General features: G+C 62.5%; 9 protein-coding genes. 4 read left to right on the plus strand and 5 right to left on the minus strand.

Going from position 1 to position 12200, the window contains the following annotated elements:
* Positions 1-100: 100 nt before the first annotated feature.
* The 3 genes from HGO38_RS01110 to HGO38_RS01120 all read right to left on the minus strand — a co-directional run bounded on the left by HGO38_RS01110 (position 101) and on the right by HGO38_RS01120 (position 4565).
* Positions 101-3124: a calcium-binding protein gene (locus HGO38_RS01110; RefSeq protein WP_250954079.1), complete on the minus strand. Its 3024-nt coding sequence runs from the start codon at positions 3122-3124 to the stop codon at positions 101-103.
* A gap of 437 nt (positions 3125-3561) precedes the next feature.
* Positions 3562-3933: a hypothetical protein gene (locus HGO38_RS01115; protein ID WP_250954080.1), complete on the minus strand. Its 372-nt coding sequence runs from the start codon at positions 3931-3933 to the stop codon at positions 3562-3564.
* A gap of 146 nt (positions 3934-4079) precedes the next feature.
* Positions 4080-4565, minus strand: coding sequence for a cupin domain-containing protein (locus HGO38_RS01120; RefSeq protein ID WP_250954081.1), 486 nt, complete (start codon positions 4563-4565; stop codon positions 4080-4082).
* A gap of 69 nt (positions 4566-4634) precedes the next feature.
* Between HGO38_RS01120 and HGO38_RS01125 the strand changes: the two genes are divergently transcribed.
* Both HGO38_RS01125 and HGO38_RS01130 read left to right on the plus strand, forming a co-directional pair.
* Positions 4635-5240 (plus strand): TetR/AcrR family transcriptional regulator, encoded by a 606-nt coding sequence (locus HGO38_RS01125; protein WP_250954082.1) that lies wholly within the window; start codon positions 4635-4637, stop codon positions 5238-5240.
* A gap of 135 nt (positions 5241-5375) precedes the next feature.
* Positions 5376-6602, plus strand: a complete 1227-nt coding sequence (locus HGO38_RS01130; protein WP_250954083.1) for an aminotransferase-like domain-containing protein — start codon at positions 5376-5378, stop codon at positions 6600-6602.
* Between the two features lie 29 nt (positions 6603-6631).
* Here HGO38_RS01130 and HGO38_RS01135 read toward each other — a convergent pair whose 3' ends face one another.
* Positions 6632-7495 (minus strand): DMT family transporter, encoded by an 864-nt coding sequence (locus tag HGO38_RS01135; RefSeq protein WP_250954084.1) that lies wholly within the window; start codon positions 7493-7495, stop codon positions 6632-6634.
* A 108-nt stretch (positions 7496-7603) separates the two neighbouring features.
* Between HGO38_RS01135 and HGO38_RS01140 the strand changes: the two genes are divergently transcribed.
* A complete protein-coding gene (locus HGO38_RS01140; RefSeq protein WP_250954085.1) occupies positions 7604-9031 on the plus strand; it encodes an aminotransferase-like domain-containing protein in 1428 nt (475 codons plus the stop codon).
* A 10-nt stretch (positions 9032-9041) separates the two neighbouring features.
* Here HGO38_RS01140 and HGO38_RS01145 read toward each other — a convergent pair whose 3' ends face one another.
* A complete protein-coding gene (locus HGO38_RS01145) occupies positions 9042-10943 on the minus strand; it encodes a CASTOR/POLLUX-related putative ion channel (protein ID WP_250954086.1) in 1902 nt (633 codons plus the stop codon).
* 270 nt (positions 10944-11213) lie between these two features.
* On the opposite strand from HGO38_RS01145, the gene HGO38_RS01150 reads away from it, so the two are divergent.
* Positions 11214-12194 carry an ABC transporter substrate-binding protein gene (locus tag HGO38_RS01150; RefSeq protein ID WP_250954087.1) on the plus strand — a complete coding sequence of 327 codons (981 nt, stop codon included), beginning with the start codon at positions 11214-11216 and terminating at the stop codon, positions 12192-12194.
* Positions 12195-12200 lie beyond the last annotated feature (6 nt).

Consider the following 12200-nt stretch of genomic DNA (forward strand, 5'->3'; position numbering starts at 1 on the left):
CTCAAGACGCGTCCGCAGGGCGCGCGTGAATAAATGGAAGGGCCGGGGAGCGTAATGCTCCCCGGCCCTTTGTCTTTGTCTTGGTCTTTGGCTTCGGCAGTCAGACGAACAGGAAATCGCTTGCGGACAGCGAGTTCACGTTGTCGAGCGTCACGACAAGGTGTGATTCTTGATCGCCGGCCGCGCCATCGGCGTCGAACCACAGGTGGTGCGTGTCGGTCTCGTAGAGGAAGGTGGCACCGTTCCCCGCAGCGACGGGATTGGCGCCCTGCACCAGCCTCAACTGGTATGTGCTGGAGAGGCCGAAATCGCCTATGTCGATCGCGATCTTGTCGCTGCCGCGCTGGAAGTCGGTGATTTCGTCGCCGCCGCCCAGCAAGGTGTCGAAGACGAAGTGGTCGTTTCCGGAACCACCCGCCAGAAGATCCGCGCCGGTTCCGCCGTTCAAGGTGTCGTTGCCGCCGCGGCCGTAAAGAGCGTCACCGCCGGCACCGCCCTGCAGCACGTTGGCGCCATTGCTGCCGGCAAGTGTGTCGTCACGGGCGGAGCCGGTCACGTTTTCGATCGAGACCAGGGTCAGCCCCCGAGCCAAGCCGTCATTCTTGGAAAAGTCCAGCAGATCCACCTTCGCGGAGATATCGCCGTACCACTCGCTGAAGGTCATGGTATCCGTGCCGGAGCCTCCGTCGAAATGGTCGGAACCGCTCAAAAGATCGCGGTGGAACTGATCGTTGCCGGAGCCGCCATAGAGCTTGTCATTGCCCGCGCCGTCGTAAAGGGTATCGTTCCCCGCTCCGCCGTTCAGCGTGTCGTTTCCATCCCGACCGCTCAGAACGTCGTTGAGGCTGCCGCCGGTGACGACATCGTGGCCGGAGGTGCCGGTGAAGTTCAGCTGGTCCATCCCGCTGATGGTCGTATTGGCGTTGACCTTCACGGTGCCGGCCGACAGGGTGAACTTGACGCCTTCCGAAAGAGCGTGGAGATCCAGATTGATCGTATCTGTGCCGCTGCCGCCGTTGGCGGAGTCGTTGCCATGGATGGAGATGGTGTCGTTGCCGGCGCCGGCGTCGATCACGTCGCGACTGGTGTCTCCGCTGCTGTCGGCGGCATAGATCCGGTCGTCGCCGTCGCCGCCGTAGAGTTTGTCGCCGCCGCTGCCGCCATAGATCCAGTCATTGCCGCCGAGACCGGACAAGGTGTCGTTGCCGCCGTTGCCGCTGAAGGTGTCGGCGAGGTTGCCGCCCTTCAGGCTGTCATTGCCCGAACCGCTCGAGAGGATGACGGCTTCGAAGTTCTTCAGCACGGCGTTGCCGTTGACGAAGGTGGCATTCGAGCTCAGCGTGAACGACATATCCTTGGTCACGCGGGACCGGTCGACCGATGCGACATCGACCCCGGTGCCACCGTCTGCCTGCAGAATGCCATGGGTATAGCCCAGACCGCTGTTGAGCGAGACGCTGTCACTGCCCGCTCCGAGGTTGACCACGGTCTTGTCGCCGCCGGCATGGTCCTCGAACACGGTCATGACGACGCGGTCATTGCCGTTGCCGAGGTCCATGGTGTTGTTGCCGCCGAGATCGTAGACGGTGTCATCGCCATTTCCGCCCTCGATCTTGTCCGAGCCCAGGCCGCCGTTGAGGATGTCGTCGCCATTCCCGCCATAGAGTTGGTCATTGCCTTCGCCTGCCTGGAAGGTCACTTGCGTGGCGGTTCCCGCACGCAGCACATCGTTGCCGCGGCCGGTGGTGATCTCGTAGATTTCCACGTCCGTGGCGGTCGTGCCGTTGGAGAGCTTGCCCGTATGGCCGCTGATCGAAAACGTCATGTTGGCGTTGGAGTCGGACACGTCGATGGATGCGGTATCCACACCGGTGCCGCCATCAATCGTGTCTTTGCCGCCGCCGGCGACCAGCAGGTCGTTGCCGGCCTCGCCGGAAATCACGTCGTCGCCCAGGCCACCATTGACAATGTCGTTGCCGGCACCGGCCTTGAGCCGATCGTTGCCGCCGTAGCCGAAGATGAGGTCATTGCCGTCGAGCGTCGTGAAGGTGTCGCTGCCGTTCGAACCCTTCAGGTTATAGGCCTCGATACCCTTGATCGTGGTGCCGTCGGAGAGGGTATTGGTCAGACTGGCGGCCTTGGCGGTGAAGACGCCGCTCAAACCGCTGATGTCGATCGTATCCGTGCCCGTGCCACCGTCGACGGTATCGCGGCCCTGGCCAATGGACATGATGATCTGGTCATTGCCGGTGCCGGCGGTGATGCTGTCATTGCCATCGCCACCGACGATGTAGTCGTCGCCGCTGCCGGCATCGATGGCATCGTTGCCTTCGCCGCCATCCAGATAGTCGTTGCCGGCCCCGCCGCTGGCGCTGTCCTTGCCGCGGCCACCAAAAAGGCTGTCCCTGCCGTTTGCACCGTCCAGTACGTCGTCGCCGTCGTCACCGCTGATGTAGTCGTCGCCGTAGCTGCCGTTGAGCGTGTCGTTGTCGGCGCCGCCGTACAAGTAGTCGTTGCCCTGACCGCCATAGATCACATCGGCGCCCACGTCACCGACGAGGGTGTCGTCGCCTCCGGCGCCGTTCAGCCGGTCATTGCCGCCACCGCCGAGGAACTCATCGCCCCAGGCGCCGCCCGTCAGGGTGTCGGCGTAGGATGTGCCAGAGATCCAGTACTGCTCCACGGCCTTGACGGTTGCGCCGAGGATCGTACTGGTCACGGCCGGATCGGCGACGGTGAACGTCACTCCGCTTGCGAATGAGCCCAGACTAAACTGCATCGTGTCAACGCCGAGGCCGCCGTCTATCGTGTCGCCAGCCCAGTTTTCGGGAGAGTATTCGTTGAAGGTGTCTTCGCCGATCCCGCCGGACATCGTGTCGGCGCCTTCGCCACCGATCAGGAGGTCGTCGCCGAAATCGCCGATCAAGGTGTCTGCGCCCTGGTAGCCGGACAAGGTGTCGTCCTGAAAGCCTCCGTCCGCGGTATCATCACCATCGCCGGCGTCAACGATGTCACTGCCAAACTTGCCGTAAATCTTGTCGTTGCCGCCTTGCGCCGAGAAATAATCGGCGCTGTCGTCGCCGATCATCGTTTCGGCGGCATTTGTTCCGTATCTGTAAGCCATAGTGTTGTCCTTTCGATGGTTGTGTTGAGGCCCGCCGAACCGGGCGACGCGCGCTATCGGCAAAAACCGGTTGCAAAGACACGCGTCATCCCTTCCCCGCGCGCAGGTGCGCCCGTGGTTCGTCATGCCGATGGTTGCGAGGCGGCCGTTCTGTCGGTCGTGTCTGTCTGTCTGTCTGTCAGTCTGTCACGACGCGCCATCCGCGTGCCGAAGCAGCGCGCGTGGATACGGTGTCGGATCTGGTCCTCGCGTTACCAGCGTCCGACGGAATTGGACTTGCTGCGGCTTCCCGCAGCGTTCCAGCCTGTATGAAGACGGAGGATGCTTCCTTGCGCCCGGTCCTGCGCCGCTTTCATCCAGCGGCGGTCGGTCAGGTCAGCAGACTGCATTTCCGAGGTCAGTTTATGCGTTTTTGCATAAAAGCCGGCGCGGCCGCATCATGTGCGACTGCGGGATCGCAAGACGATGGTGGCAAACAGTGCCATCGCCATGAAGGTGAGGAAAGAGCCGAGCACGGCCAGTCCTTCCGTGATGCCCAGGATCGCCAGCGCGATGCCGGGGCAAAGGGTCAGCACGCCTGCTGTCGCGAAGGCGACCTGTGTCTTTGCGAGCCTCGTCACCGAGGCCGATGGAACGGCGTGGTAAAAGAGACCGTACAGGGCCACGCTAACCCAGCCGACAAGGTTCAGATGGGCGTGGGCGGGCGACAGCACATGATCATGGGTCGCAGCCATGAAGATGCCCAAGGCCATGGCCGCCAAGGCATAGGCAACAGCTGTGGCCAGACAGAAAAGTGCAACTCCGCGCATGCGGATCTCCAGCGAGTTGTGCGAGGTGGGTTCGTTTGACCCGGACCTCAGCGGGTTTGAACTTGGATTGCGAGCCCTGTCGCTTCGCCGCTTTGTCTTGCGCGCAAGACAGCCGCGGGCGCCCGGCCTTGTCCAAAGCCTCGTCGTTACTGAGCCTTGGGCGGCAAAATTTCGATGCCAAAGCGTGCTGCGGTGGCAGCGATCGCCGGAAAGTTCGGAGCCGATACGGGTGGAAAAGTCTGAGTACCGGCTTCGACCGGTTCACCCACAGCCTGAAAGAAGCTTTCATGGGGGCCGCCCGGGAGATTGACGATCAGCATCCTGGACGGTTTATCCGTCGGATTGTGGAAGGCGTGGCGTGTGCCCGGCTTGACATAGACGAACTCGCCGGGGCCGCAATGCAGCGTGTTGTCTTCCAGCATGAAGGCATACTGCCCTTCAAGGACGAGGAAGGCTTCTTCATCCTGCTGGATATGCGGCGGTGCGCCGGCGCCGGGCGCCGTTAAGGTTTCGATGAGCGAGAAACTGCCTTCGGTATCGGCGGAGCAGGCACGAAACGTGACCAGGTTTCCCAGGAAATGAAGGGTGGAGTTGATCGCCGGTGCGGCATTTTGCGTGAGGCTCGATTTCATGTTGGACTCTCCCGTGTTGAGTGATACATTTAACTCTTAATGAGATAAGTGTCTCATAACGAGGTGTGGATGAGCAGTCAAGAAAAAAGTCACGAGCGGATCAATCAAAAGCGGAGAACGCGCGCCGAACTGTTGCGAGCGACATGGGCGATGATGGAAAAGGGCCTGCAGCCGTCGGTCGCCGAAGTCGCCGATCACACCGGCATATCGAGAGCCACCGCTTATCGGTATTTCTCAAAGCCCGAGGATCTGTGGCGGGAAGCCGCACTTGATGCGATTGCCATCAGAATTGGCGAGGCTGGCCCTGATGCACCGGATCAAGCGGCCACGCCAGAGCAGCGGATCGAGACCTTGGCGGGTCAGGTGTTTGACATGGTGGCAGGAAATGAAGCCATGTTCAGAACCTTCCTCGCCAGTTCGCTGACCGCGACCGGTGCTGCCAAGCGTGGTGGACGGCGCATCGGCTGGCTGACGGCCGCACTCGAACCGCTCCGATCCCAGCTGACGCCAGCCGAGTTTCAGCGTCTCATCCAGGGCCTGTCCCTGACACTCGGCATTGAGGCGCTGATCGTGTTTCGCGACATTTGCGAATTGACGACGGAAGAAGCCCGCTCGGCGACCATCTGGTCGGCGCTGGCAATTCTGCGCGGTGCCCTGGCAGATGGGAAATCGTAACCTCAAGCCGTGACGTATCCGGCATCGGGCATTTTTATGCGGATCGTTGTTAGGGGTCGATAGGTCAGTAATATTGACATATTGAGCCCTCCGTGGTCATCTCGGTCGTACAAAAAACATCCGAGGAAACGCCCCATGCTGAATTGGGATCATATCTTTGCGACGCGCTCGACCCGCATGCGCGCCTCCGAAATCCGTGAACTGCTGAAGCTGCTCGATCAGCCGGATATCATTTCCTTTGCCGGCGGCATTCCCGATCCGAAACTGTTTCCGGATGGAGAATTCAAGGCGGCCTATGCCGATATCTTTGCCGGCGAGCAGGTGGGCGCAGCGCTGCAATATTCGGTCAGCGAGGGCTACAAGCCGCTGCGCGAATGGCTGCGCGGCGAAATGCAGAAGCTCGGCATTGCCTGTTCGGTCGACAATATCTTCATCACATCGGGGTCGCAGCAGGCGCTCGATTATCTCGGCAAGCTGTTCCTGTCGCCGAAGGATACGGCGCTGGTCAACTGGCCGACCTATCTCGGTGCGCTGCAGGCCTTCAATGCCTATGAACCGAATTACGACCAGCTGACGCTCACGGGCAACCGCACGCCGGACAGTTATCGCGCCACCGCGCAAAATCTCGGCGGCGAAGTAAAGTTTGCCTATGCGTCGGCCGATTTTTCCAACCCGACCGGCGAGAGCGTCGATCTGGCCGGCCGCAATCGCTTGCTGGATCTCGGCGACGAACTCGACATCGCCGTCATCGAGGATGCGGCCTATCAGTCGCTGCGCTATGACGGCGACGCGATCCCGCCGATCCTGGCGCTGGAGATTGCCCGCAAAGGCTCGATCGAGGACACCCGGACGATCTATTGCGGCAGCTTTTCGAAGACGCTGGCGCCGGGGCTGCGGGTCGGCTTCGTGGTCGCCAATATGACGGTGATCCGCAAGCTGGTGCTGATGAAGCAGGCCGCCGACCTGCATTCCTCGACCATCAACCAGATCGCCATCGCTTATGTGGCGGAACGCCATTTCGAGGCGCAGGTGGCCAAGATCAGGGCGGCCTATAGCGCCAGGCGGGATGCCATGCTTTCGGCGCTGGATCGCTACATGCCGGCCGGCACGGTCTGGACGAAGCCGGAGGGCGGCATGTTCATCTGGGTGACGTTGCCGGAGGGCATGGACGGTGCCGAGCTGCTGGAGTGCTCGATTCGGACGGAAAAGGTCGCTTTCGTGCCGGGGCAGGCCTTCTTCGCCGACCGGTCCGGGGCCAATACGCTGCGGCTGTCTTTCTCCTGCGCCAATGAGGACATGATCGAAGAGGGCATCAAGCGTCTCGGGCGGTTGATCGGCGGTGCGATTTCAGAAGCCGCCTGACCTAGGCCGGGCGCGGCATCGGCTTTGCATCACCGCGCAAAGCGTTTGGCGCCCGCCACACATCCGACCACGCACAGCGTGACGATCAGCAGGGACGGGCTGACCGGCTCGTGCAGCAGCGAGGCGGCGAGCGCCAGGCCGAAGAAGGGCTGCAGCAATTGCAGCTGTCCGACGGCGGCGATGCCGCCTTGCGCCAGGCCGCGATACCAGAAGATGAAGCCGATCAGCATGCTGAACAACGAGACATAGGCCAGGCCCGCCCAGGCGGGGCTGCCAATGGCGGCAAACGACGGCGGCAGTGTCGCGAGGCTGAGGGCCAGCATCATCGGCAGCGACAGGACCAGCGCCCAGCAAATCACCTGCCAGCCGCCGAGTGCGCGCGACAGTTTTGCGCCTTCGGCATAACCGAGACCGCAGACCACGATGGCGGCCAGCATCAAGAGGTCGCCGGCCGGCGAGGCGGCAAGACCTTGCGACACGGCAAAGCCTGCCACCAGCGCGCTGCCGAGGCAGGAGAAGACCCAGAACACCGGCTTTGGGTTTTCGCCGCCGCGCAAAACGCCGAAGACCGCCGTTGCCAGGGGCAGCAGCCCGACGAACACGATGGAATGGGCCGAGGTGACGTGTTGCAGCGCCAGCGCCGTCAGCAGGGGAAAGCCGACGACCACGCCGAGCGCCACGACAACCAGCGAGGCGAAGTCGCGCGCCGTCGGGCGCTTCTGGCGGAACGCCGTAAGCAGGCCAAGCGCCAGCAGGCCGGCGATCACGGCGCGGGCGCCGGTGAGAAAGACCGGATCGAAGTCCATCACCGCCACCCTGGTGGCCGGCAGCGAGCCGCTGAAGATCAGCACCCCCAGAAATCCGTTGAGCCAGCCGTTCGTCACCTTGTTCATTGCAGTCTCCATTTCTTGGCCAATGGATATCGACCGGATGATGGTGGCATTTCCAGAGACAGTGCGGTACAATTTCGACAAACTGTTATGGGTCCTGGATGGGTACGGATGGATCAAAACGTGCAGAGCAACACGCAGAGTGACACGCGGATCGCCACCGTGATGCAGGCCATCCGGCAGATGATCGGCGCGCGCAGCCTGACGCCGGGCGCCAAGCTGCCGTCGATCCGCGCCTTTTCTGCGACCCTGCGGGTGTCGAAATCGACCGTGGTCGAAGCCTATGAGCGGCTGGTGGCGGAAGGTGTCATCCGGTCGCGGCCCGGCTCCGGCTATTTCGTCGTCGCGCCGCTGGCGCCGCTGTCGCTGGTTGAAGCCGGTCCGAACGTCGACCGTGCCGTCGATCCCCTGTGGATCTCGCGGCAATCGCTGGAGGCCGGCGAGACCATGCCGAAACCCGGTTGCGGCTGGTTGCCGGCCGCCTGGATGCCGCAGGAGGCCATCCGCCGCGGGCTGCGCACGCTGTCGCGCGGCGAAGATGCCGTCTTGACCGATTACGGGACGCCGCTTGGCCTGCTTGCCCTGCGCCAGATGCTGGCCCGCCGCATGGCCGGCCACGGTATCGAGGCCTCGCCGTCGCAGATTATCTTAACTGAATCCGGCACCCAGGCGATCGACCTGATCTGCCGGTTCCTGATCGAGCCCGGCGATACGGTGCTGGTCGACGATCCCTGCTATTTCAATTTCCATGCGCTGTTGCGGGCCCATCGGGCCAAGGTCGTCAGCGTGCCCTATACGCCGACGGGTCCGGATATCGAGCTTTTCGCGCAGGTGCTGGCCGAGCACCGGCCGCGGCTCTACATCACCAATTCGGGGCTGCACAATCCGACCGGCGCTGTTCTGTCGCCGGTCACCGCCCATCGCGTGCTGCGGCTCGCCGAACACTTCGAGCTGACCATCGTCGAGGACGATATCTTCGCCGATTTCGAGGTCACGCCGGCGCCGCGGCTGGCGGCCTTCGACGGATTGGACCGGGTCATCCAGATAGGCAGTTTTTCCAAAACCCTGTCGGCCTCGGTGCGCTGCGGCTATATCGCGGCGCGACCGGCCTGGATCGAGGGGCTGATCGACCTGAAGATCGCCACCAGCTTCGGCGGCACCAATTTGTCGGCCGGGCTGGTGCTGGCGCTTCTGACCGACGGCAGCTATCGCAAGCACGTGGAGTCTTTGCGGCAAAGGCTGGCGAAGGCGATGGCGGAGGCATCGAGCCGGCTGAAAGCGATCGGCATCGCGCCCTGGATCGAGCCGCCGGCCGGCATGTTTCTGTGGTGCAGACTGCCCGACGGGGTCGATGCCGCCGATGTGGCACGCCATGCGCTGAACGATGGCATCGTGCTGGCGCCCGGCAACGTGTTCAGCCTGTCGCAGACGGCCGGCAGCTTCATGCGCTTCAATGTCGCGCAGATGGCCGATCCGCGCGTGCTGACCGTGACGGACACCGCGATCCGGGCGGCTAAGCCGCCCGCCGCCGCCCGCTGAGCGGTGGCGTTCAGTCAGCGGCCAGCACGATGACCATGTCGCGGTCGGTATAGGTCAGCATTTCGGAGCGTAACGGATTGACCGTGACGCCGCCGAGGTTGCGGGTGTCGGGATCGTCGTCGCGCTGGCGGCGATAGCCGATCGCCACTTCGCCGCGCCGCAGCGCCGCCAGGGCCACGGTGAAGAAATTCACCGGTCGGTCGGTCGCCACATAGTCGGCCATCGGCCGCATGTAGATTTCCGAGCCCTCTTCGCTCAGCAATTCGTCGAAGATCGCCGCCATATATTCGTTTTCGGAGGCCTGGGCGAGCATCAGGCTGACCAGCTTGTTGCTGACGACGAAATCGTCGGCGCGGGTCACTTCGGCAAGCTCGCGGTTGCGCACGTCGATCATTTCGCTGACGACGCTGATATGCCGGCCGGCCCGCTCGGCGATCTTGCGCAATTGCAAAAGCGTGATCAGCGTGCGTGTATCGGCCGATTGCGCCGGCATGTCGTCGCTATAGCCGAGAACCAGAACATGATCGAAATCAGGGATGTCGAGCGCTTCGAGCGCCAGGCGGCTGCTGGTGTCGATGACCCTGTGGGCCACCGTCATGGTGTCGCTGGCGATCGTCAGCGCCTCGATGTCGGCCTGAAACTGCGGCGTTGAGGCCGCAATCGTCAGCGACGAGCCGGGCGCCACATAGCGGGCGAGCTCGGTGGCGATGATCGGTCCGCGGCGGTTCCAGCCAAGGATCAGCGTCCGCTCGGCCACCGGTGCCTTGTCGACGGGGGGCAGGATGGCGTCCTTGGCCAGGTGGATGTCGCCGTCCCAGGGGCGGATCGAGGCGTCGTCCTCGGCAATGATGATGGCCCGTTCGCCGGACTTGAACACGCGGTTGGGCGCCGGATTGAGCTTTACCTGACCGTTGGCATCGCAGAGGCCGATCAGGGTGCAATTCTCGTAGGTCATGACGGCGGCGCCGAAGGATTTGCCGACCAGATCGGGCTGGTCCAGCGTGTAGATTTCGCAGCCGTCGAAATCGAGCAGTTCCGAATAGACGGCGCTCAGGCCCGACTGGCGGCTGGTATGCACGACGATGCGTGAAATCAGATCGTCGGCCAGCACCATCTGCATTTCCCGGCCACCGACGATCTTCGCCACATCGGCATTCTGCCCGTCGCGGATTTCGGCAGCGATCATGTAGGGCTTGCTGCGCCGGTTGGGATCGTTGACCAGCGCCAGCACGGATTTGATCACCTGCGAATCCGTATCCTCGCCGTCGGGCGACAGCACGATGATCGAGCGCGACGTCTGGGGATTGACGATGTTGAGGTCGTAAAGGTCGGTCGGATCGCCGCTGCGGCAGATGATCTTGGTGTTCTTCAGATCCTCGACCTTTGTGGCGATCTCGTCTTCCATCTCGACCTTGTCGCGATTGGCCATGATGACGATGCGCGGCCGGCGGCGGCTCTGGTTGGCAATCACCAGTTCGGAAATCACGTCGAAGATCGACGGCGACCAGTTGAGGATGATCGTATGATCGCTTTCAAGGATGCGCGAGCGGCCCTTGCGCAATTCGTCCAGCTTGTTTTCGAGGCCGGAGCTGATGACGCCGATCAGGGCCGAGAAGACGAAAATGCCGGCGATGGTCACGAACAGGGAGACGCCACGGAAACTCCAGCCCTGGTCGCCGCCCATGGTGCCGGCATCCATGGTTCGCATCAGCGATTCCCAGGCTCCTTCGATGAAGCCGACAGGTTCGCCATCGGGCGGAGCAATGCCGGTCAGCGACAGGAAAAGCCCGGCCAGCAGGATCACCACGAGCGAGATCAGCGCCAGCCAGCCGATCAGCGCGATGGCACCGCCGGCCATGCTCTTATCGAATTCATAACGCAGACGCGCGCGCCAATCGCTGCCAGTTTTCATGTCGGTTGTTCCGGTGTTGTCACGGTATGGTCGAAGCGTCTCGATTGCAGGAAAACCGCTTCGACATCAATCTCTTGGCCATGGTAGGCCAAGGGGCGAACCCATAAAAGTCACGAAAATGACATTTTTTACCGCGTCGCCATGATGCAGCGGGTGCGACCCGGTGAGGCGGGTGTGCGAGGTCGTCGCAAGGTCCAAGCTGTCACATGACTGTTAAAGCGGTGTGGTTATGGATCGGGCTTCAAGCTTTTGTCAAAAAAGGATTGCCCGATGAAAAACCTGCTCTCGGCCTTTACCGCCGTCGTGACCCTCGGTCTTCTGGCCGTCAACGCCGATGCGGCCAATCTGGTGCTCTATACCAGCCAGCCGAACGAGGACGCCCAGGCGACCGTCGACGGTTTCATGGCCGCCAATCCCGATATCAAGGTCGACTGGGTGCGTGACGGCACGCCGAAAATCATGGCTAAACTGATGGCCGAAATCGAAGCCGGCAATCCCGGCGCAGACCTGCTCTTGATCGCCGATACGGTGACGCTGGAGCGCATGAAGCAGGCCGGCCAACTGCTGGCCTACAAGTCGCCGGAAGCGGTCAACTACGATGCCAGCCTCTATGACGCCGACGGCGCCTATTATTCGACCAAGCTGATCACCACCGGCATCATGTACAATACCGCTGCCGGCATGAAGCCGACCAGCTGGAAGGATCTGGCCAAGCCCGAGGCCAAGGGCCTGGTGGCCATGCCGAGCCCGCTGACCTCGGGTGCCGCTCTCATCCACGCCCAGACGCTGGCTGGTGTCGACGGCCTCGGCTGGGACTATTACAAGCAGCTGCAGGCCAATGGCGCGACGGCAGCCGGCGGCAATGGAGCGATCCTGAAGTCGGTGGCATCGGGCGAAAAGGCCTATGGCATGGTCGTCGACTATATGCCGATCCGAGAAAAGGCCAAGGGCGCACCGGTCGAGTTCGTCTTCCCGGAAGAGGGCGTTTCGGCTGTGACCGAGCCGGTCGCCATTCTGTCGACCACCAAGAATGCCGACGCTGCCAAGAAGTTCGTCGACTATGTGCTGTCCGAGAAAGGCCAGGAAGGCTTCCTGAAGCTCGGCTATATCCCGGCCCGCAACGGCATGCCGGTTCCCGAAGGCTTTCCGGCCCGCGACACGATCAAGCTTCTGCCGGTCAACGCCGCTGAAGCGCTCAAGGCCTCCGATGCCGACCTGAAGACCTTCTCCGGCATCTTCGGCACGAACTGATCGCAA

This window comes from Rhizobium sp. CG5 (assembly GCF_023701945.1).
Taxonomy (GTDB): Bacteria; Pseudomonadota; Alphaproteobacteria; order Rhizobiales; family Rhizobiaceae; genus Allorhizobium.